The sequence below is a fragment of the Mycobacterium sp. SMC-4 genome, assembly GCF_050205565.1.
Classification (GTDB): domain Bacteria; phylum Actinomycetota; class Actinomycetes; order Mycobacteriales; family Mycobacteriaceae; genus Mycobacterium.
The window spans coordinates 940,755-962,846 of the sequence record NZ_JBNMQU010000001.1 but is presented as its reverse complement, the minus strand read 5'-3'; the positions used below and the strand labels follow the sequence as shown (position 1 = coordinate 962,846).

11 protein-coding genes are annotated in these 22,092 nt (G+C 69.4%); 4 read left to right on the top strand and 7 right to left on the bottom strand.

Features of this window, described 5'->3' with window-relative positions; all coding sequences use genetic code 11:
* Positions 1-2: 2 nt before the first annotated feature.
* Together ACQI46_RS04615 and ACQI46_RS04610 are read right to left on the bottom strand one after the other, a co-directional pair.
* Positions 3-176 (bottom strand): DUF2613 domain-containing protein, encoded by a 174-nt coding sequence (locus ACQI46_RS04615; RefSeq protein ID WP_370486902.1) that lies wholly within the window; start codon positions 174-176, stop codon positions 3-5.
* A gap of 45 nt (positions 177-221) precedes the next feature.
* Positions 222-719 (bottom strand): universal stress protein, encoded by a 498-nt coding sequence (locus ACQI46_RS04610; protein WP_427092810.1) that lies wholly within the window; start codon positions 717-719, stop codon positions 222-224.
* Positions 720-821: 102 nt separating this feature from the next.
* Between ACQI46_RS04610 and ACQI46_RS04605 the strand changes: the two genes are divergently transcribed.
* Entirely contained in the window at positions 822-2,021 is a 1,200-nt protein-coding gene (locus ACQI46_RS04605) for a glycoside hydrolase family 3 N-terminal domain-containing protein (RefSeq protein ID WP_427092735.1), read from the top strand.
* A 62-nt stretch (positions 2,022-2,083) separates the two neighbouring features.
* Positions 2,084-2,695, top strand: coding sequence for a TetR/AcrR family transcriptional regulator (locus tag ACQI46_RS04600; protein ID WP_427092734.1), 612 nt, complete (start codon positions 2,084-2,086; stop codon positions 2,693-2,695).
* Between the two features lie 476 nt (positions 2,696-3,171).
* Here ACQI46_RS04600 and ACQI46_RS04595 read toward each other — a convergent pair whose 3' ends face one another.
* Positions 3,172-4,023 (bottom strand): MaoC/PaaZ C-terminal domain-containing protein, encoded by an 852-nt coding sequence (locus ACQI46_RS04595; protein ID WP_427092733.1) that lies wholly within the window; start codon positions 4,021-4,023, stop codon positions 3,172-3,174.
* Entirely contained in the window at positions 4,020-5,372 is a 1,353-nt protein-coding gene (locus tag ACQI46_RS04590; protein ID WP_427092732.1) for a 3-oxoacyl-ACP reductase, read from the bottom strand. Before ACQI46_RS04590 ends, ACQI46_RS04595 begins: the two co-directional genes overlap by 4 nt.
* Positions 5,373-5,529: 157 nt before the next feature.
* On the opposite strand from ACQI46_RS04590, the gene ACQI46_RS04585 reads away from it, so the two are divergent.
* Both ACQI46_RS04585 and ACQI46_RS04580 read left to right on the top strand, forming a co-directional pair.
* Positions 5,530-6,831, top strand: a complete 1,302-nt coding sequence (locus ACQI46_RS04585; protein WP_427092731.1) for an acetyl-CoA C-acetyltransferase — start codon at positions 5,530-5,532, stop codon at positions 6,829-6,831.
* Between the two features lie 100 nt (positions 6,832-6,931).
* Positions 6,932-7,858 carry a TIGR03564 family F420-dependent LLM class oxidoreductase gene (locus tag ACQI46_RS04580; RefSeq protein WP_427092730.1) on the top strand — a complete coding sequence of 309 codons (927 nt, stop codon included), beginning with the start codon at positions 6,932-6,934 and terminating at the stop codon, positions 7,856-7,858.
* 180 nt (positions 7,859-8,038) lie between these two features.
* On the opposite strand, the gene ACQI46_RS04575 is transcribed toward ACQI46_RS04580, so the two are convergent.
* The 3 genes from ACQI46_RS04575 to ACQI46_RS04565 all read right to left on the bottom strand — a co-directional run bounded on the left by ACQI46_RS04575 (position 8,039) and on the right by ACQI46_RS04565 (position 21,901).
* Positions 8,039-9,874 (bottom strand): acyl-CoA dehydrogenase, encoded by a 1,836-nt coding sequence (locus tag ACQI46_RS04575; RefSeq protein WP_427092729.1) that lies wholly within the window; start codon positions 9,872-9,874, stop codon positions 8,039-8,041.
* A gap of 286 nt (positions 9,875-10,160) precedes the next feature.
* Positions 10,161-10,952 (bottom strand): SDR family oxidoreductase, encoded by a 792-nt coding sequence (locus ACQI46_RS04570; RefSeq protein WP_427092728.1) that lies wholly within the window; start codon positions 10,950-10,952, stop codon positions 10,161-10,163.
* A gap of 8 nt (positions 10,953-10,960) precedes the next feature.
* Complete coding sequence (locus ACQI46_RS04565; protein WP_427092727.1) at positions 10,961-21,901, bottom strand: SDR family NAD(P)-dependent oxidoreductase; 10,941 nt, start codon at positions 21,899-21,901, stop codon at positions 10,961-10,963.
* Positions 21,902-22,092: the final 191 nt, after the last annotated feature.

Here is a 22,092-nt window from a genome sequence, read left to right as displayed (position 1 = left end):
AGCTAGCTTCGGTCGCCGTATTCCACCCTGTTGAGTACCGACGACGCCGGATCGCCCGCCTGCAGCGGAGGCCTGGTGTCCTGCTGCACCATCAGCGTCACCCCGAAGACAGCAGCCGCGCCCAGCAGCAGGCCGACGACGAGGCTGGCGGCGGCGGGCACGAGAAACCGATCCATGGGCCACAAACTAGCACGACGGCCCGGGGTGACCCCGGCCTCGCATCACGGCGCCGGCGGCACGATCAGCACTGGTCGGTGGCCCCGACGCAGCACGTGATCGGCCACGCTGGACTGGATCAGCGAGCGGAAACCCGTGGTCGCGCGGGTCCCGGTGACGATCAGGTCGGCGTCCACCTCGTCGGCGACGTCGATGATCGCCTGCCACACCGTGTAGGTCTGGGCCACGCACAGCGGCTCGACCGGTAGGCCGGCCGCTGTCGCCAACTCGTGGCCCTGCTCGTTGATCCGCTGGGCCTCGGCCAGTGCGATGTCGATCTCGTCGGCGGGCACCGGATCCGGGGGTCCGTCGAGGTCGTAGGACGCCACCGCCTCGGAGCCGCGATCCAGGGGCGACCACACGGTCAGCAGGATGGCACGGTCGGCGGAGAGGAAACGGCCGGCGTAATGCACGGCCCGGCGCGCGGTGGGCGACCCGTCGAAGGCGATGACGATGACGGTCTTCTTCTGTCCGGCGTCCCTGTCGTTGTTCGCCGACGGCATCGTCGCGCCCCCTTCGCTCTCGGTGTTGGGTCCACAATATTGGGCGGCGCGCACCTCGGAGGGCATAGATCGCAGCATCGGTTGCCGCTATGGTCGCAGACGATGGTTGTGCCACCGACGTCGGTCACGATGCCGAAATCCCTGATAGGCGCTCTGAGCGCGGTCGCCCTACTGGCGGGTTGCTCCTCGGGCGTCGATGTCTCGCCCCCGCCGGAGCCGTCTTCGCGGGTGGTCAAGGCCGCCACGGCGGTGCCGCAGGCCCCGCCGCCGATGCCCGCCGCGCCGGTGTGCGGCGACCCGGCCACCGCGGTCGCGGCGATGTCGACGCGGGACAAGCTCGCGCAGCTGCTGATGGTCGGCGTGACCGGGGCCGCCGACGCCCGCGCTGTCGTCGACACCCATCGCGTCGGCGGCGTCATGGTCGGCAGCTGGACCGACCTGTCGATGCTGTCGAACGGCTCGCTGGCCGACATCGCCGCAACCGCCGCGCCTCTCCCGCTGGCCGTCAGCGTCGACGAGGAAGGTGGCCGCGTCTCGCGGCTGTCGTCGATCATCGGCACCCAACCCGCGCCGCGCGTGCTCGCGCAGACCCGCTCGGCCGACGAGGTGTATCAGATCGCCCTGGACCGCGGCCGCAAGATGCGCGGGCTCGGCATCACCGTGGACTTCGCCCCGGTCGTCGACGTCACCGACGCATCGGCCAGTTCGGTGATCGGCGACCGAGCGTTCGGTTCGGACCCCACCACGGTCACCGAGTTCGCCGGCGCCTACGCGCGCGGCCTGCGCGAAGCCGGGGTACTGCCCGTCCTCAAACACTTCCCGGGCCACGGCAGCGCATCCGGCGATTCTCATACGACCGGGGTGACCACCCCGCCGCTCGACCAGCTCAAGGCCGTCGACCTGGTGCCGTACCAATCGCTGACCACCCAGGCGCCGGTCGGCGTCATGGTCGGGCACATGACGGTGCCCGGCCTGACCGGCAGCGAACCGGCCAGCCTGAGCCCCCAGGCCTACGGTCTGCTGCGTTCGGGCGACTACGGCGGCCCCCCGTTCAACGGCCCGATATTCACCGACGACCTGTCGGGCATGCGCGCGATCTCCGACCGGTTCGGTGTGGCCGACGCGGTGCTGCGCAGCCTGCAGGCCGGCGCCGACGTGGCGCTGTGGCTGACCACCGCCGAGGTGCCCGCGGTGCTCGAGCGGCTGGAAAGCGCCGTGGAGTCCGGCGAGCTTTCGATGTCCTACGTCGACGGCGCGGTGATGCGGATCGCGGCCATGAAGGGGCGGTCTCCGAGCTGCTGATTACCCTGTGTGGGGTAGACCGGTCGCCCGCACAGTCGGGACCGCGCAGGGAAGGCACGATCATGGCGGGTGGAACCAAGCGCTTGCCGCGTGCTGTCCGCGAACAGCAGATGCTCGACGCCGCCGTGGAGATCTTCTCGGTCAACGGCTTCCACGAGACGTCCATGGACGCGATCGCGGCCGAAGCGCAGATCAGCAAGCCGATGCTGTACCTCTACTACGGCTCCAAAGAGGAGTTGTTCGGCGCGTGCCTGGACCGTGAGCTGGGCCGGTTCGTCGAGGAGGTCCGCAGCAAGATCGACTTCGACGACCCGCCCAAGGAGCTGTTGCGCAGCGCGGTGCTGGCGTTCCTGAAATACATCGACGAGCACCGGGCGTCCTGGATGGTGCTCTACACGCAGGCGACCAGCTCGCAACGCTTCTCCCACACCGTGCGCGAAGGCCGCGAACGCATCATCGAACTGGTCGGCCGGCTGCTGCGTTCCGGCACGCGCCACCCCGGCCCGGACACCGATTTCGACATGATGGCCGTCGCACTGGTGGGTGCCGGCGAGGCCATCGCCGCGCGCGTCAGCACCGGCGATGCCGACGCCGACGAGGCCGCCGAACTGATGATCAACCTGTTCTGGCGGGGCCTCAAAGGAGCGCCGAGCGAGTCGGGGCCGGTGGCTTAGCGCCGGCTGGCGTGTACCTCCGCGAGAGTGCCCGCACCTCCGCGAAAGTGCCCGCAAGGTAGTGGTGCCGGTCTGTCAGCGACGCTGAGTGCACTTTCGCGTGCCGACTGCAGCGGGGCGCACTCTCGAGGCCGGTGGCTTAGCGCCGGTTGGCTCGCACCTGGCGTGAAAGTGGCGCGAAAGTGCCCGCGCCTCCGCGAAAGTGCCCGCACGGTAGCGGTGCCGGTCTGTCAGCGACGCTGAGTGCACTTTCGCGTGCCGACTGCAGCGGGGCGCACTCTCGGGGCCGGTGGCGTAGCGCCGGTTGGCTCGCACCTGGCGTAAAAGTGGCGTGAAAGTGCCCGCACCTCCGCGAAAGTGCCCGCACGGTAGTGGTGCCGGTCTGTCAGCGACGCTGAGTGCACTTTCGCGCGCCGACCACAGCGGGGCGCACTCTCGCGCGCCGACTACAGCGAGGCGCACTCTCGCGCGCCGAACTAGAGCGGGCTGACGGTGCCCGTCAGGTGCGGGTGTCCCTTGGTCAGGTGCCGCAGCGTCAGCTCCCAACCGTCGCCGCGGCGGTCGACGTACAGGCCGGCGCGCGCGGGCAGGATCACCGGCTTGGCGAACCGCACCGAGTACTTGACCGCATCCGGCAGCTGACCTTCGACGTTGCCGAGTACCGCTGCGGCGCTGAACATTCCGTGCGCGATGACCGTCGGGAACCCGAACAGCTTGGCCGCCAACGCATTCGTATGGATGGGATTGTGGTCCCCGCCCACCGACGCGTACCGGCGGATCTGCCCCGGCGTGACGTGCAGGACCGCGTTGGGCGGGCCCAGCTTCGGCTGCTTCTGCGGCGGCGGCTTGGGCTCGTCGGACAAGCTGGTGCGCTGCTGATGCAGGAACGTGGCGACCTGCTGCCACGCCAGATCATTGCCGACCTTCACGTCGGTCAGAACGTCCACCAGCAGGCCCCGCCGATGCTCGCGCAGGTTCTCCGCGCGCACCGTCGCCGAGACGACGTCGGACACCGCGATCGGGCGGTGCGCGGTGATGTGGTTCTCCAGATGCACCGAACCCATTGCCGCGAACGGGAAGTCGAAGCTCGTGATGAGGGCCATCAGCGTCGGGAAGGTCAGCGCGAACGGATACGTCACCGGCACCGTGTCGCCGAACCGCAGCCCGGTCACATGGCAGTACTCGGCCACCGTCGCCGGGTCGATGCGCAACTCGTCGACGGTCAGGCTGCGGTTGGGCAGTGTGTCGCTGCGCGGGACGAACGGCAGTGCGCCCGCAGCCGCCAGGGCCAGGTTCCGCAGCGCGGAGGGTTGATCGCTGCTGCTCATGCGCCCAACCAGGCCTGTCCACACACCCGAATCGTGTTGCCGGTCACCGCGTTCGACGCCGGGCTGGCGAAGTACGCGATGGTCTCGGCGACGTCGACCGGCTGACCGCCCTGGAACAGCGAGTTCAGACGGCGGCCGACCTCACGGGTGGCCAGCGGAATGGCGTCGGTCATCTTGGTCTCGATGAACCCGGGCGCCACCGCGTTGATGGTGATGTTCTTCTCCGCGAACTGCGGTGCCAGCGCATCGGTCAGGCCGATCATGCCGGCCTTCGTCGCGGCGTAGTTGGTCTGGCCGCGATTGCCGGCGATACCCGCCATCGAGGACAGCCCGATGATGCGGCCGTTGTCGGCCAGCGTGCCGTTGCCCACCAAGCCCTCGGAAAGCCGTAGTGGCGCAAGCAGATTCACCGCCAGCACCGAGTCCCAACGACCTTCGTCCATGTTGGCCAGCAGCTTGTCTCGCGTGATGCCGGCGTTGTTGACCAGGATGTCGAGCCGTCCCCCGTAGTGCTCTTTGACGTGCGCGGTGATCAGATCCACGGCGTCGTCGGCAGTGACATCGAGCGCCAGCGCGGTGCCACCCACCTTCTGGGCCACTTCGTCGAGCGCGTCCTTGGCGCCCTCGATGTCCACCGCGATCACCTTGGCGCCGTCGCGGGCGAACACCTCGGCGATCGTCGCGCCGATACCGCGCGCCGCGCCGGTGACCAACGCGACCTTGCCGTCGAGCGGTTTGTCCCAGTCCGCCGGCGGGGCGGAGTCGGCCGCGCCGACGCGGTAGACCTGCCCGTCCACGTACGCCGACTTGGCCGACAGGATGAACCGCAGCGTGGACTCCAGTCCGGTGGCGGCGGGTTTGGCGTCGGGATGCAGATAGACCAGCGAGACGGTCGACCCGTTGCGCAGCTCTTTGCCCAGCGAGCGGGTGAACCCTTCCAATGCGCGCTGGGTGGTGCGCTCGTGCACGGCGTCGATCTCGTCGGGGGTGGTTCCGATCACGACGACGCGCGCTGAGCGGCCGAGGTTGCGCAGCACGGGGGTGAAGAACTCGTAGAGCGCCTTGAGTCCGGCCGGCTCGGTGATGCCGGTGGCGTCGAACACCAGTCCGGCGAACCGGTCGGCCCACCGGCCGCCGAGGTTGTTGGAGACGACCTCGTAGTCCTCGGCCAGCGCCGCCCGCAACGGTTCGACGACGCGGCCCTCCCCGCCGATCAACACCGACCCCTCGAGCGGCGACTGGCCGGGCTGGTAGCGGCGCAGCGGCTCGGGCTGCGGGACACCGAGTTGCTTGGCCAGGAATGAGCCCGGCCCGGAGTTGACGACCTGCGAGAGGAGATCGGAAGCCACGACGCTGCCTTTCTGATGACCTGGGTGAGATCCGGGTAGTCCTAGTGCGACGGTGACGGGTTACCCAGCACTGTCGCATCCCTCACGAACTTACTCCAGAGTAAGAACGGTGGGTAGTATGACTCTCAACACCCCTTGAGCAAGCCGGGAGGCAGACGTGGCCGACAGCAACTCCACCCGCCGGGTAGCCATCCTCGGAGGAAACCGAATCCCGTTCGCGCGTTCCGACGGCGCGTATGCGAACGCGTCCAACCAGGACATGTTCACCGCGGTCCTCGACGGGCTGGCCGAGCGGTTCAACCTGCAGGGCGAGAAGCTCGACGCGGTGATCGGCGGCGCGGTGCTCAAGCACAGCCGCGACTTCAACCTGATGCGCGAGTGCGTGCTGGGCAGCTCCCTGTCGTCGTACACGCCGGCGTTCGATCTGCAGCAGGCGTGCGGTACCGGTCTGCAGGCCGCGATCTCCGCAGCCGACGGCATCGCCCACGGGAGATATGAAGTGGCGGCGGCAGGAGGTGTTGATACCGCCTCGGACGCACCCATCGCGATCGGCAACGACCTGCGCCGCGTGTTGCTCGGGCTGCGCCGCGCCAAGTCCAACGTCGAGCGCCTCAAGCTCGTCGGCAAACTGCCCGCATCGTTGGGTATCGAGATTCCGGTCAACAGCGAACCCCGCACCGGCATGTCGATGGGCGAGCACGCGGCGGTCACCGCCAAGGAGATGGGCATCAAGCGCATCGACCAGGACGAGCTGGCCGCGGCCAGCCACCGCAACATGGCCGCCGCCTACGACCGCGGGTTCTTCGACGATCTGGTGACGCCGTTCCTCGGCGTCTACCGCGACAACAACCTGCGACCGGACTCGTCGCCGGAAAAGCTGGCCAAGCTCAAGCCGGTGTTCGGCGTGCGCAACGGTGACGCGACGATGACCGCCGGGAACTCGACGCCGCTGACCGACGGCGCGTCGGTGGCGCTGCTGTCGTCGGAGGAGTGGGCCGCCGAGCACTCGATCCCGGTGCTGGCCTACTTCGTCGACAGCCAGACCGCCGCGGTCGACTACGTCAACGGTCGCGACGGCCTGCTGATGGCGCCGACGTACGCGGTGCCGCGGATGCTGGCCCGCAACGGTCTGAAACTGCAGGACTTCGACTTCTACGAGATCCACGAGGCGTTCGCCTCGGTGGTGCTGGCGACCTTGGCGGCCTGGGAGTCCGAGGAGTACTGCAAGGAACGCCTCGGGCTGGACGCCGCGCTCGGCTCCATCGACCGGGCCAAACTCAACGTCAACGGCTCGTCACTGGCGGCCGGGCACCCGTTCGCCGCGACCGGCGGACGCATCGTTGCCCAGATGGCCAAGCAGCTGGCGGAGAAGAAGGCAGAGACCGGCCAGCCTGTCCGCGGCCTGATCTCCGTCTGCGCTGCGGGCGGCCAGGGCGTGACGGCGATTCTCGAAGCCTGACCGTGTAACGCCTGCGGGTAGCCCTTCGATACATGGGATAGCTCCGTGTTGCCGTCTGACCCCCCGACCCGACGGCAACACGGGGCACTACTTTTGGGACATGCAGATCAGCATGTTCGGACAGCTCAGCGGTTTCGATTCGCCCGTTGACGCCACCGTCGACTACCTGGCACAACTGCGTGACGAGGGGTTTCGGCGAGTCTGGTTGAGCCAGCTGCCCTACGAGCCCGACCTGCTGACCGTCCTGGCCGTGGCGCTGCGTGAAGTCGACGGCATCGAGGCCGCCAGCGGTGTGGTGCCCATCCAGAACCAGCATCCGATGCTGATGGCGCAGCGCGCGCTCACGCTCAGCCTGATTTCGGGTGGCCGGTTCACCCTCGGACTGGGTATGACGCACGCGGCGGTCACCGAGGGCATGTGGGGCATCCCGTGGGACAAGCCGGTGCGCCGGCTGGGTGAGTTCCTGGACGGGCTGCTGCCGCTGCTGGCCGGGCAGCCCGCCGACGCGACCGGCGAGACGGTCACCACCCGCGGCGCGCTGATGATCCCCGGCGCCGCCGCCCCGGACGTCTACATCGCCGCGCTCGGCCCGCAGCTGCTGCGGCTGGCGGGTCGGCGCACGGCCGGCACCTGCACGTGGATGACCGGTCCGGCCACCCTGCGCGACCACGTCAACCCGACCTTGCGGCAAGCCGCCGCCGACGCCGGCCGCCCGGCCGGATCGGTGCGCGTCGTCGCGGCGCTGCCCGTGGCGGTCACCGACGACGTCGACGGCGCGCGTCGGCTGGCCGCCCAGCAGTTCGCCGTCTACGGGACGTTGCCGTCCTACCGCGCGATGCTGGACCGGGAGGGCTTCGCCGGTCCCGAGGACGCCGCGATCATCGGCGACGAGGACACCGTGGCCGCGCGGCTCGACGAGCTGGCCGCCGCGGGGGTCGACGAGTTCGTCGGGGCCACGTTCGACAGCTCGCCCGAGGGCCGGGCCCGCACGCGTGCGCTGCTGCGGGCCGCCGAGTCCGCGGGATAGCCGTTCAACACCGTCTCCGCTCGTCACACGCGCCTCAGATATCCACGTTTTTCAGAGGCCTTCTCGCACTTTCTCTGAATTTCGCGGATATGTGAGGCCCATGGGACTCGCCGGACCCACCGCCGAACGCAAGACGCCCCCGGGAAGAGTCCGGGGGCGTCTCGGGTCCGAAGCGGCTGTCTAGAACGCCGCCTCGTCCAGCTCCATGACCTCGTTGTCGAGGTTCTCCAGGATGGACCGCGTGCTGGTGAGCAGCGGCAGGAAGTTCTTCGCGAAGAACGACGCCACCGCGACCTTGCCTTCGTAGAAGGCGCGGTCTTCACCGTCTGCCCCGCCGTCGAGCTTGTCGATCGCGACGGCCGCCTGCTGCTGCAGCAGCCAGCCGATGACCAGATCGCCGACGCTCATCAGGAAGCGCACGGAGCCCAGGCCGACCTTGTAGATCTCGGCCGGGTTCTCCTGCGCCGCAACCAGATAACCGGTCAGCGTGGCCGCCATCGCCTGCACGTCGGCCAGTGCGGTGGCCAGCAGGGCCCGCTCGGCCTTGAGGCGCCCGTTGCCGGACTCGTTCTTGACGAACTGCTCGATCTGGCCGGCGACGTGCCCCAGCGCCACACCCTTGTCGCGGACGATCTTGCGGAAGAAGAAGTCCTGCGCCTGGATGGCGGTGGTGCCCTCGTACAGCGAGTCGATCTTGGCGTCGCGGATGTACTGCTCGATCGGGTAGTCCTGCAGGAAGCCGGAACCGCCGAAGGTCTGCAGCGATTCGGTCAGCTTGGCGTACGCCTGCTCTGAACCCACACCCTTGACGATCGGCAGCAGCAGGTCGTTGACCTTGACGGCCAGTTCGGGCTCGATGCCGTACAGCGTCTTGGCGACCTCGGCGTCCTGATGCGTCGCGGTGAACAGGTACAGGGCGCGCAGACCCTCGGCGTAGGCCTTCTGCGTCATCAGCGAGCGACGGACGTCCGGGTGGTGCGTGATGGTCACGCGCGGCGCGGTCTTGTCGGTCATCTGGGTCAGGTCGGCACCCTGCACGCGCGACTTGGCGTACTCCAGCGCGTTCAGGTAGCCGGTGGACAGCGTCGCGATGGCCTTGGTGCCCACCATCATTCGGGCCTGCTCGATGACGTCGAACATCTGCGCGATGCCCTCGTGCACCTCGCCGACCAGCCAGCCGACGGCCGGTGTCCCGTGCTGGCCCAGCGACAGTTCACACGTGGCGGAGACCTTCAGGCCCATCTTGTGCTCGACGTTGGTGACGAACACACCGTTGCGCTCGCCCGGCTCGCCGGTCTCGGGATCGAAGTGGAACTTCGGCACGAAGAACAGCGACAGACCCTTGGTGCCCGGGCCGGCGCCCTCGGGACGGGCCAGCACCAGGTGCATGATGTTCTCGAACAGGTCATCGGAGTCGGCCGAGGTGATGAACCGCTTCACGCCGTCGATGTGCCAGGTGCCGTCGGGCTGCTGCACCGCCTTGGTGCGACCGGCGCCGACGTCCGAGCCGGCGTCCGGCTCGGTGAGCACCATGGTCGAGCCCCAACCGCGATCGGCGGCGAGCTTGGCCCACTTCTTCTGTTCCTCGGTGCCGAGCTGGTAGAAGATGTCGGCGAATCCGGCGCCCATCGCGTACATGTACACCGCGGGGTTGGCGCCGAGGATGTGTTCCTGCAGGGCCCAGGACAGCGCGCGCGGCATCGGGGTGCCGCCGAGTTCCTCGCTGACCGACAGCTTGTCCCAGCCGCCTTCGACGACGGCGCGCACGGACTTCTTGAACCCCTCGGGCAGGGTCACGGTGTGGGTCTTGGGGTCGAAGACCGGGGGATTGCGGTCGCCCTCTTCGAAGGAGGCGGCCACCGGGCCTTCGGCGAGACGCGCGATCTCGCCCAGCATCTCGCCGGCAGTCTCGACGTCGAGGTCTGCGTAGCTGCCCTGACCGAGCGCCTTGTCGACACCCAAGACCTCGAACAGGTTGAATACCTGGTCACGAACGTTGCTCTTGTAATGGCTCACGGGTTACTCCTCGTCGAGAACTGCCCTATGGTTGGGTACTTCACTTAAGTTACCCACCAGTAACTGGGGCTTAACTATACCGCTCGGTAACCTCAACGCAAGACGCGCGCGGGTAATTCCGTACCGGATCCCAACCGAGCGGTTGGCCGATCGCCCTTCTTGGGCGGAAAAACGCGCCGGGACCTGCGTGAAGGGCTGCCTGTGATGATGGTCACGTTTATGTGATGCGCGCGGCGCGGGCGGCACGATCGAGCAGATCCGCGGATCTGCCAGACGACCGACAGAGTTAGCTGCCGGCCAACCGCTTGTTGACCAGCCGGGTCAGCCAGGCCGGCGAGAACCGGGCCCCGAGGGCCAGCGCCTTGGCCTGCACGCCGACCGGGAAGTGCACCTGGGACACCAGCCGGCGCGTCCAGGGGGCATCGACCGCGGCGAGGATGTCGGTGGCGATGTCCTGGGCGGTCAGCCTGATGCCCAGTGACTGGGTGGTTCCCGTGCTGACGCCCTTGGTCATCGCGGTGTTCACGTACAGCGGCCACATGTCGATCACCCGGATGCCGTAGCGACCCCACTCGAGGTCCAGTGCCTCGGTGAGCGCCCGCACGAAGAACTTGGTGGCGCTGTAATTGGCCAGCTCGGCCTGCCCGTAGATCGCCGACGCCGACGCCAGGTTCACCACCACCGCGCCCGGAGTGTCCTTCAGATACGGGAACGCGGCGTGCAATCCGTGGACCACGCCCTTGACGTTGACCTCGATCTCCCGCTGGTGAACTTCCAGCGGAATCTCCTCGAACCGTCCGGCGTTGAGCAGGCCCGCGTTGTTGATCAACACGTCGAGCCGGCCCCCGGCGGCGTCGACGAACTCGCCCAGTCGCCGAGCCATTTCGTCGGCGTCGGTGACGTTGAGGTGCCCGACCACAGGCGTGCCACCCAGTGCAGTGACATCGGCGGCCAGGACACGCAGTCCGTCCTCGTCGATGTCGTACCCGCCGACGATGTAACCGCGGCGCGCGAACAACAGTGCGGTCGCACGCCCGATGCCGGTGGCGGCTCCGGTGATGAACACCGATTTGGTCATGCCGCAGGCTACCCGGAGGCGGCGGCTTCCTCGGCGGGCCGGCTGTCCGGACTCGGTTCGGCGTCGGGCAGCTGGCCGACGAGGTACTCGGCGAGCCCGCCGATCGTCGGGTAGTCGAACACCGCCGTGGCGTTGATCGTGAACGCACCGCCGAACTGGCTGTGCAACCGGTTGCGCAGTTCGATCGCCATCAGGGAGTCCGTGCCCAGATCCAGGAACCGGCTGCTCGCTGCGGGCGGTTGGGCCAGCCGCAGGAACGTCTGCACCTCGCGCTGCAGGAATTCGGTGACGAACCCTGCCCGCTGCGCCACCGGAATCTCCTGCAGTTGGCGCAGCAGCTCGCTGTCGCCGGTCACCTCGCCCTCGGGCCGCGGCAGCACCAGGTCGAGGATCGGCGGCCGCGAACTACCCAGCACCTTCGCGGCGCGCTGCCAGTTGGCCTTGATCACGGTGGCCTGCCCGGTGCCGTTGGCGACGGCCTCGGCCAGGGCGCCCAGCGCGGCGGACGGCTCCAACGGAATCAGGCCTTGGGCACCGATATTGGCCGTGGCGGCTTCCGACGACGCCATGCCGCCCTGTGCCCACGGACCGAAGTTGATCCCGGTGGCGGGCAGCCCGTGGGCTCGGCGCCGAGCCACCAGCCCGTCGAGGAACGCGTTGGCCGTGGCGTAGTTCGCCTGTCCGGGCGAACCGAACAGGCTCGACACCGACGAGGACACCAGGAAGAAGTCCAGGTCGTCGTCCCGGGTCAGACGGTCCAGGTGCGCCGCGCCGAACGCCTTGGGCGCCAACGTGGTCCGGAACCGTTCGACGCTCTGCTGGGACAGCAGCGCGTCGTCGAGCACCCCGGCCAGGTGGGCGACGCCGGCCAGCGGCGGCAGGGTGGCACGGATGTGCTCGAGCAGCTCGGCGACCTCCGACTCGACGCCGACATCGGCGGTGCACACATGGATGCGGCACTTGTGGCGCTCGATGATCTCGTCGATCACCGAGCGGGCGTCGGCGTCGGGTTCGCGCCGACTGGTCAGCACGATGTCGCCGGCGCCGCGCTGAGCCAGATAAGCCGCGGTGTGCAGGCCGATCGACCCGAGGCCGCCGGTGATCAGATAGGTGCGATCAGCGCGCGGGGCCAGCGGTTCGGGCACCTGACACACGATCTTGCCGATGTGTCGGGCCTGCTGCATGCGCCGGAACGCGGCCCGGGCCTCCGTCAGCGGGTAGATCTCCGCGGGCAGCGGCGTCCACTCACCCTTGCCGAGACCGTTCGACACCTCGGTCAGCAGCGTGCGGATCCGCTCGGGGTCCTGGAAGCTCACTGTGTCGAGGGCGACGATCTCGTAGGCGATGTCCGGGCGCGCCTCCGCCATCTGCTCGACCGACCAGATGTCGCGTTTGGCGATCTCGGCGAACCGGCCGTTCTGTGCGGTCGCCCGCACCGTCGCTTCGATGAAGCCCTCGCTGGTCAGGCTGTTGAGGACCACGTCGACACCGGCGCCGTCGGTGTCGGCCAAGATCTGGTCGGCGAAATCCGTGCTGCGGGAGTCGTACACATACTGGACACCCATCGCGCGCAGCGTGGACCGCTTGAAGGTGCTCGCGGTGGCGAAGACGACGGCGCCGTGCTGTTGGGCCATCTGGATGGCGGCCAGCCCGACGCCGCCGCTGGCGGCATGGATGAGCACGCGGTCACCCGGTCGCAGCTGCGCCCAGTCGAAGGCCAGCCGCACGGTGAGCGCCGCAGCGGGAATGGTCGCCGCCTCCACCGCGGTGATCCCATCGGGAATCGGGGCCAGCAGCTGTGCCGGCACGTTGAACCGGCTGGCGAACGCACCCTGCATGAACCCATACACCCGCTGACCGACCTCGAGCGCGATTCCATCCCGTCGCTCCGCTCGCCCCGAACCAACACCGTCGCCGACCTGCGTGACCACACCGGCGAAGTCGCCGCCGATCGGCCCGGGGTCGCCGGGGTAGAGGCCCAGAACGTTGAGCACGTCGCGGAAGTTCAGGCCCGCAGCCTCGACGCGGACCTGCACGTACCCCTCGGCGGGGGCCGGCACGTCGGTCTCCACCAACCGCAGGTTGTCGATCGCGCCGCGCTCGGTGGGCGCCAGCACGTAATCGGTGGCCCGAGGCACCGTCAGGTGTCCGCTGCGGGCCCACGGAAGCAGCCGGGAGGCCAGCAACTTTCCTTGTCGCACAGCGATTTCAGGCTCGTCGGCCGGCGTCGTGAGGAGGCCGGTGAGCACGCGCACCGCTTCGGGTGATCCGTCGGTGTCGACCAGTCGGCAGCGCAGCGCCGGTTCCTCGTTGATCGTGGTGCGGCCCAGCCCCCACAGCGCTGCCTGTACCGGGTCGACGGTCTCGCCCGATTCGGTGGCGACAGCGCGTTCGGTGACGATCCACAGGCCGCCCGGCAGTTTGACCTGGCCGCCCTGCACGGCATGCACAGCGCTGAGCAGTTCGGCGACCTCGGACTCCAGCCGCGCGGCGGCTTCGGTGTCGGTCTCCTCGAGGCGGCTCGCGGCGGCGCGCCACACCACACCGGAGAACGGCACACCGCGTTCGTGCGCGTCGATCAGCTTCTGCCCCAACGGCTCAACGTCGGCGCCACGGTCGTGCGTCAGGCATCCGCGGACACCGGCGGCCAGTTCGTCGAAGCCGGCGATCAGCCACGTGCCGTTGGTGTCCTCCGTCGGCTCCGGCGCCGGGAGCTCATGCCAGCCCAGTGTGTAGAGCAGCCGGGTGGCGTCGCCGCCCAGACCGCGCAGCAGCGCCTCGCGCGGCGCACGCTTGACGGTGAACTCGCGGATCCCGCCGAGGTGCTGGCCGTCCCGGTCCAGGAAGTCCAGGTCGAACGCCTGCGTCTCGCTGTCGAGCGCGCTGGCGTGCCACTTCGCTCGGCAGTAGAACCGGCGCGGCATCTTCTCGCGCAGCAGCACTTTCCCGTATCGCAGCGGCAGGAACAGGTCACTGACCCCTTGTTCGGCGGCCAGCAGTGCCGGGAACGCCGGGAAGGCCACCCCGGTGCACAGATCCATGAGCACCGGGTGCATGGGCTCACTGCCGAGGTGTTCGGCGAGTTCCTCGCCGACCAGCAGGTCGCCGACGGCCTCACCGTCACCGAGCCACACCGACTTCAGCGATCCCGACCACGTCGGCCCCCATGACAGTTCCATGTCGGCGAACGTCTCGAACAGATCCTGCGGGCGCAGCCGGTTGAGCCGCTCGACGGCTTCGTCCACCGGTTCGGTGTCCTCGGCGGGCCGCTCCTCGTCGACTCCGCTGACGACGGTGCCTTCGGCGTTGAGCGACCATTCGGCGTCCCGCACCCCGTAGGGGCGGCTGTGTACCTGGAACTTCTGCGCACCGTCTGCGAGCGCGTGCAGGGTCAGCTGCACCTCCCGAGAAGCCTTCTCGGGCAGGATGATCGGCTCGTAGAAGAAGACGTCCCTGGCGTGGGCCGGGGTGCCGACCGCGGCCAGGGCCATGGCGGCGTACGTCGCTCCCGGAACCACCACGGTGCCGTAGATGACGTGGTCGGACAGCCAGGGCTGCGATTTCACCGACAGGCGGCTGGTGTACACGCAGTCACCGGACGCCAGATCCTTGGCGCTGCCCAGGATTCCGGACACCGTGGGCCCGTCGACGGTGATCGACGAGGACTTGGGCCAGAACCGGCGCCGCTGGAACGGATAGGTCGGCAACTCCAGACGACGTCCCGGCGTGGAGTGCAGGGCGGCGAAGTCGGGGCGATGCCCACCGACGTAGGCCGAGGCGAGCGCGTCGGCGATCTGGCGACGGTCGGCCACCCCCTTGCGCAGCGACGCGATGGCGCGGGGTGCGGCCAGGTGCTCGGGCCACACCTGCACCGCGGCGCCGGTGAGCACCGGCTGCGGACCGATCTCCATCAACATCGAGCAGCCGAGCGCCGCGACGGTACGCACGCTTTCTGCGAATTGCACCGGCTGGCGGGAGTGCCGTCGCCAGTACTGCGCATCGAGGGGATGCTGCGCGGTGAGCACGGCGCCGGTGCGGTTGCACACCAGCGGCAGCGTCGGCGCGGCGAATTCGATTCCGGCGGCGTAGGACTCGAAGTCGTCGAGTACCGGGTCCAGCAGTTCGGAGTGGAAGGCGTGGCTGGTGTGCAGCCAGGTGCAGCGGATGCCCTCCTCCTCGAATGTCGCGACGATCTGTTCGAGATCCTCGCCGGGCCCGGAGAGCACGGTGTTGGGGCCGTTGTAGGCGCCGACGGAAACCCGCGGGAATCCCGCCGCGACATGTTCGACCTGCTTGGCGTCGCTGAACACCGCCACCATCCGGCCGCCCTCGGGCAGGCTGCCGAACATCCGCCCGCGCTCGGCCATCAGCCGGGCGCCGTCCTCGAGGCTGAACACGCCTGCCACACACGCCGCGGCGTACTGGCCGACGCTGTGGCCCAGCACCACGTCGGGTTCGATGCCCCAGGACTGCCACAGTCGAGCCAGACCCATCTCGACGGCGAACAGCGCCGGCTGCGCGAACGAGGTGTGCCGCAGCAGTTCGGCGTCGGCGCGGTCGGTGGCGAAGAGCACGTCGAGCAGTGGGCGGGTGACGATGTCGGCCACCGCCTCCGCGCAGCGGGTCACGGTTTCGGCGAAAACCGGTTCACTGTCGAACAACTCACGGGCCATGCCGGGATACTGGCTGCCCTGACCGGTGAACAGCCAGGCCGTCGTGGGGTGATGGGTGTGCTCACCGCGGACCACCCCGGGGCGCAGCCGGTTCTCGGCCAGGTCGTTCAGCCCGTGCCGGGCGGCGTCGACCGACTCCACCACCAGCGCGGCACGGTGCTCGAAATGCGTGCGGCCGGTTCCGGCGGTGCGGCACAGGTCGGCCAGGTCGACATCGGGTTGGGTGTCCAGCCAGTTCTGGTAACGCTGCGCCAGGGTGGTCAGCGCCTCGGGCGAGCGCGCCGAGAGCGGCAGCACGTGCACGGGCCGCTGCTCGACGGCGTCCGGGGCCTCGGGCGCGGGCTGCCGGGGTGCTTCCTCGACCAGCACATGGGCGTTGGTTCCGGTGAACCCGAAGGAGCTGACGCCGGCGCGACGCGGCCGGCCGTTGGTCTGCCACGGCAACGGCTTGTCGACCACCTGCACCGGCAGCGAATCCCACGGGATGTGTGGGGACGGCGTGTCGAAGTGCAGGCTCTGCGGCAGCATCTCGTGCTGCAGCGACAGCACCACCTTGATCAATCCCGCGGCGCCGGAGGCTGATTCGAGGTGACCGATGTTCGTCTTGACCGAGCCCATCAGCAACGGCCGATCCCGGTCGGCGCCGTAGGCCGCCGCGGCGGCCTGCACCTCGATCGGATCGCCGAGCGGGGTGCCGGTGCCGTGGGCTTCGAGGTAGTCGACGTCGGCTCCGCGCACCCCGGCACGAGCCAGCGCCGTGCCGATGAGGCGTTGCTGCGCACCGCCGTTGGGCACGGTCAGACCGCTGGAGGCGCCGTCCTGGTTGATGGCTGTTCCAGGGATGACCGCGCAGATCCGGTCACCGTCGCGCTGGGCGTCGCTGAGCCGCTTGAGGACGAGGATGCCGCAGCCCTCGCTGCGCACGTAGCCGTCGGCCGACGCGTCGAAGGTCTTGCACCGTCCGACCGGGGACAGCATCCGGGCCCGCGACGCCGCGACCACGGTGACCGGGCTGAGCAGTACGTTCACCCCGCCGGCCAGCGCCATGTCGCAGTCACCGTTGTGCAGCGCCAGGCAGGCCTGGTGCACGGCCACCAGTGCTGAACTGCACGCCGTGTCGACGGCGACCGCCGGACCCTCGAGGCCGAGCGCGAACGACACCCGGCCGGAGATCGCGTTGAGCGCGTTGCCGGTGATGAAGTGCGGTTCGATCTTGTCGATCGACTCGGCCGACAGCAGGTGGGCGTACTCGTTGGCGGCCACACCGACGAAGACCCCGGTCCGGCTGCCCCGCAACGACTGGGGCGAGTAGCCCGCGCGCTCCAGCCCCTCCCACACGGTCTCGAGCATCAGCCGCTGCTGCGGCTCGATCCACACCGCTTCGCGCGGTGAGATGCCGAAGAACTCGGGGTCGAAACCGTCGATGCCGTCGAGGAATCCGCCGAAGCGGGTGTAGGTCTTGCCGGGGCTGTCGGGGTCGGGGTCGTAGAACTCGTCGATGTCGAACCGATCCTCGGGCACCTCCCGGATGGCGTCGACGCCACCGGCCAGCACCTCCCAGAACGCTTCCGGATTCGGGGCACCGGGGAATCGGCACGACACCGCGACCACCGCGATCGGCTCGTCGGTGCGGGCGGTGACGGTGACCTGCGCCGGCTTGGCGGAGGCGGGGTCGTCGAAGCCGAGTACGTCGGCGAGCAGGTAGTCCGCGACATCCGACAGCCGCGGATGGTCCATGGCCAGGGTGGCCGGAATGTCCTTGCCGACACCCTGTTCGATGCGCCGCCGCAACTCGACCGCCATCAGCGAATCCATGCCGATGTCGAAGAAGCCGGCGTCCTCGCGGATCTCGGCCGCATCCACCCGCGTCACCTCGGCGACAGCGCCGCGCAGATAGTCGATCAGCAGTTTGCGGCGCTGCTGTACCGGTGCGGTGCGGAGCCTATCGACCAGCGGCGTCGTCCCGGTGGGGGTGGCGGTCGGGACGGCGGCGACGGGCAGTTCGCGTTCCAGCGCGGACAGGAAGCCGCGCCGGCCCGCCTGCTGATAGAGCGGAAGGAAGCGCGCCCAGTCGATTCGGGCCACCACCGATTGCGGCGCGGCGGCGGCGACGGCGTCGGTCAGTCCGGCCAGTGCGTCGGCGGCGCCGAGCGTGCGCACGCCCCGCTGTTCGAGCCGCGCACGGGCTTCCGCGTCGGCCATGCCGGCCGACCACGGCCCGAAGTTGACGGCCGTGGCGGGGACGCCCTGGGAGCGCAGCTGCCAGGTCAGGCCGTCGAGGAACGCGTTCGCCGCACCGTAGGCCGTCTGCCCGAATCCGCCCCACACCGAGGCGATCGACGACGTGCTGAGGAAGAAGTCGAGGGACAGTTCGCGCGTCGCCTCGACGAGATTCCAGGCACCCCAGACCTTTCCGGCGAAGACGCGGTCGAGTTCTGCGTCGTCGACCTCGGTGAGCGGCGTCGTGCCGATCTCTCCGGCGGCGTGCACGATACCGGCGAGCGGTGGCAGGTCGGCGCCCACGGCTGTCAGCAGCCGTGCGACGTCGTGCGGGTCGGCGACATCGGCGCAGTGCACCCGGATGTCGCAGCCGGACCGGGCGGCCAGGGCGTCGATCTGCTCCTGCGCGGTCCCGCCGGGCGCGCGGCGGCTGGTCAGTACCAGGTGCCCGGCGCCCTGCTCGGCCAGGTGTGCCGCGGTCGCGAGACCGATCGCCCCCAGCCCACCGGTCACCAGATACGTGGCGTCCTGGCGCAGCGGCAGCGGCGTCGCGCTGGGGGGCCCGGTCCGGCGCACCAATCGGGGCACGTAGGCGTCGGACCCACGCAACGCGACCTGGTCTTCGCGCAGATCTGATTCGTGGTGCAGGGAAACGAGAGTCGCGACCGCAGACCATTCGTCGGGAGTCCCCGCACCCAGGTCGACCAATCCGCCCCACAGGTGCGGAAGTTCCAGTGCGGCGGCCCGCCCGAAACCCCAGAGGGTGCTGTGGTGCGGCGCGACGGTGTCGGAGTCGACGACGCGCTGGGCGCCGCGGGTGACCAGCCAGACCGGAGCGCGCAGCTCGGCGCTCGCCGCAGCGCGGAACAACCGACGCGTGCCACCGAGAATCCGGTGCTGCATCCGCAGCAAGGTGCGCGCCGAGGTCGTCGGGTCGGGCTCCAGTGCGGCGAGGTGCACGATGCGCAACTGCGGATCCTGGTGCGCGGCTGCGCGCAGCGCCTCGGTCAGCTGCGCTTCGTCGTCCGCGGTCACCGGGAGCCCGACCACCTGGTACCGGTCTCCGCGGGCCGACAACACGTCCACCATCGGCTGGATGGCGGCGCTGTCGTCACCGACGAGGATCCAGGAGGCGGCATCCGCGGACCCGAGAGTGGTTTTCTCCCAGGCGATCTCGTATCGGTCCTCGGCGATTGACTGGGTCCCGCGCTGCCGATTGTGCTGGGCGGCGAGCTTGTTCAGCACGTCGCGGGTGTGCGGGTCGGTGTCGTCGAGCAGTGCTGCGAGCTCGTCGATGCGGCCGTCCTCGAGGAGCCCGACCGCCTGGGTGCGTGCGGCGGCGTGCTGTGCGCGGCCGGGTTCGTCGCGGTTGTCCTTGTACCAGTACTGGCGGTGTTCGAACGGGTATGTGGGCAGATCGAGTTTGCGTGCCTGCGGTCGGCGCAACGCCTCGAATCGGGGAAGATGCCCGGACACGTAGGCGTCGGCGAGCGCTTCGGTGATCTGCCGGTGGTCGGCAGTGGTGCGGCGCAGGGAGGCGACGACGCGCGGCGCGGTCGCCGGGTCGGGCCACGCGCTCAACGCCGCCGCGGTGAGCACCGGTCGCGGTCCGATCTCCAGCAGCAGTCTGCAGTTCAGGTCGGCCAGGGTCTGGACGCTCTTGGCGAATTGGACGGGCTGGCGGGCATGCCGCCGCCAGTAGGCGCCGTCGATCTGCACGCTGCGGCCCAGCGCGGTGCCGGTCCGGTTGTCGATCAGGATCCGTTGCGGCGCTTGGAATGTGAACTCATTCGCATACGCCTCGAAATCGTCGAGGATCGGGTCCAGCAGCGCGGAGTGGAACGCGTGGCTGGTGTCGAGCCAGTCGCACCGCACACCATCGGCGACCAGCCGCGCCACCGCCTGCTCCAAATCTGTTGCCGGGCCGGACAGCACGGTGTTCGCACCGTTGTAGGCGGCCACCGACAGCGTCGGGAACTCGTCGGTCAGGCGTTCGACCCGCTCGGCGGCGGTGAATGCCGCCGCCATGCGCCCGCCCTCGGGCAGGCTGCCGAACAGTCTCCCGCGTTCGGCGATCAGCCGCGCCCCGTCGGCGATGCTCATGACTCCGGCCACGCAGGCCGCCGAGTACTGGCCGACGCTGTGTCCGAGCACCACGTCGGGCTCGAAGCCCCAGGACTGCCACAGCCGCGCCAGACCCATCTCGATGGCGAACAGTGCCGGTTGCGCGTACGACGTTTGCCGCAACACCGCGTCCGCCTCGGGGTCTTCGGCACTGTCGACCGCGAAAACCACATCCAACAACGGCTTCTCGAGCACCTCGACGACAGCGTCCGCGCAGCGGCGCACGGTGTCGGCGAACACCGGTTCGGTGTCGAACAATTCACGCGCCATGCCCGGGTACTGGCTGCCCTGGCCGGTGAACAACCACGCCGTCTTGGGTGGTTCGTGGCATTCGCCGCGCACCAGCCCCGGCGCCGGACGGTCATCGGCGAGCGCGCCGAGCAGATCGAGCGCGGACTCCGTCGAGTTCGCCACCAGCGCCGCACGGTGCTCCAGATGTGCGCGCCCGGCGCCGGCGGTGAAACACACGTCATCGAGCGTCGCGTCCGGGTGCGCGTGCCACCAGGAGCGATACCGGTCGGCCAGCGCCACGAGCGCGGCGGGTGTGCGCGCCGACAACGGAAGAACACGGAACATCCGGTCGTCGGAAGGCTCAGACGCCGGCGTCTCCGCGACTTCCGGTGCCTCCTCGAGGATCACGTGCGCGTTGGTTCCGGCGAACCCGAACGAACTGACCCCGGCAATACGGGGACGACCGCCGCGCTCCCACGGGACGGTCTCGCGGAGCACCTCGATCGGCAGCCGGTGCCACGGAATGTGCGGCGACGGGTTCTCGAAGTTCAGGTGCTTGGGCAGCGTCTGATGTTCCAGTGCCAGGATCACCTTGATCACCCCGGCGATACCGGCTGCCGCCTCGAGATGGCCGATGTTCGTCTTGGCCGACCCGACCAGCAGCGGCTGGTCGGCAGCACGCCCCACGCCGAGCACCTCGCCTGCGGCCTGCGCCTCGATCGGGTCGCCCAGCGACGTCCCGGTGCCGTGCGCCTCCAGATACCCCACATCGGCGGGATCGAGCCCGGCGCGCTTCAGCGCGGCGGCGATCACCTGTTGCTGCGCAACACCATTGGGCACCGTCAGCCCGCCGGACGCCCCATCCTGATTGATGGCGCTGCCGCGGATCACCGCGCGGATCCGGTCGCCGTCGGCCAACGCGTCCTCGAGCCGCTTGATCACGATGACGCCGCAACCCTCGCCGCGGACGTAGCCGTCGGCAGCCGCGTCGAAGGTCTTGCACCGACCGTCGGGCGCCAGCATGTGCGCGTTGGAGAACGTGATCATCGTGGCCGGGGTGAGCAGCACGTTCGCGCCGCCGGCGAGTGCGAGGTCGCACTCGCCGAGCTGCAGCGCCTGGCACGCCTGATGGATGGCCACCAGCGAAGAACTGCACGCGGTGTCGACCGCGACCGCCGGGCCCTGCAGGCCGAGCCGATAGCTGATCCGGCCCGCCGCGGCCGCGTTGGACGTCCCGATGGCCATGTAGGCCTCGATTTCGGGATAGGTGAGCTCGTCGGAGGCCATGCCCAGGTAGTCGTGGGTGGCCAGACCGACGAACACGCCGGTGTTGCTGTTGGCCAGGGCCGTGGGCGCGGTGCCGGAATGCTCCACCGCGCGCCACGCCGTCTCCAACAACAGCCGGTGCTGCGGATCCATCAACCGGACCTCGCGCGTCGACATCCCGAAGAACGGCGCATCGAAGCCCGTCGGGTCGTCGACGAACCCCGCCCGGCGGGTCACCACCTTGCCCGGTGTCCCGGGTTCGGGATCGAAGAACTCGTCGGCGTCCCACCGGTCTCGCGGAACCTCGGAGATGGCGTCGCGACCTTCGCGCAGCAATTCCCAGAACGCGTCGGCATCGGGGGCGCCCGGGAAGCGGGCGGCGTAACCGATCACCGCGAAACGCGGCATCTCGCTCGGATGGTCGGCGGAGCCCATGCCGTTGTCCTCCCTGTGCAGCGGCGGTGAGACTGGGAATTCGTGCGACATCGACGGCCCCGATGATCAGCTTCCCGGGGGACACTATGGCATGCCCGACGACGCCCCGGGGGCTGTACCGAAGGGATTTGCCGGAGGCACGGCAACGACGGGCCGCGCCAGAGTATGTTGATGCCGGCAACGGCTGACGC

Coding starts and splice junctions, on each gene's coding strand:
- ACQI46_RS04615 (WP_370486902.1), bottom strand. CDS start 176: ATGGATCGGTTTCTCGTGCCCGCCGCCGCCAGCCTCGTCGTCGGCCTG.
- ACQI46_RS04610 (WP_427092810.1), bottom strand. CDS start 719: ATGCCGTCGGCGAACAACGACAGGGACGCCGGACAGAAGAAGACCGTC.
- ACQI46_RS04605 (WP_427092735.1), top strand. CDS start 822: ATGGTTGTGCCACCGACGTCGGTCACGATGCCGAAATCCCTGATAGGC.
- ACQI46_RS04600 (WP_427092734.1), top strand. CDS start 2,084: ATGGCGGGTGGAACCAAGCGCTTGCCGCGTGCTGTCCGCGAACAGCAG.
- ACQI46_RS04595 (WP_427092733.1), bottom strand. CDS start 4,023: ATGAGCAGCAGCGATCAACCCTCCGCGCTGCGGAACCTGGCCCTGGCG.
- ACQI46_RS04580 (WP_427092730.1), top strand. CDS start 6,932: ATGCAGATCAGCATGTTCGGACAGCTCAGCGGTTTCGATTCGCCCGTT.
- ACQI46_RS04570 (WP_427092728.1), bottom strand. CDS start 10,952: ATGACCAAATCGGTGTTCATCACCGGAGCCGCCACCGGCATCGGGCGT.
- ACQI46_RS04565 (WP_427092727.1), bottom strand. CDS start 21,901: ATGGGCTCCGCCGACCATCCGAGCGAGATGCCGCGTTTCGCGGTGATC.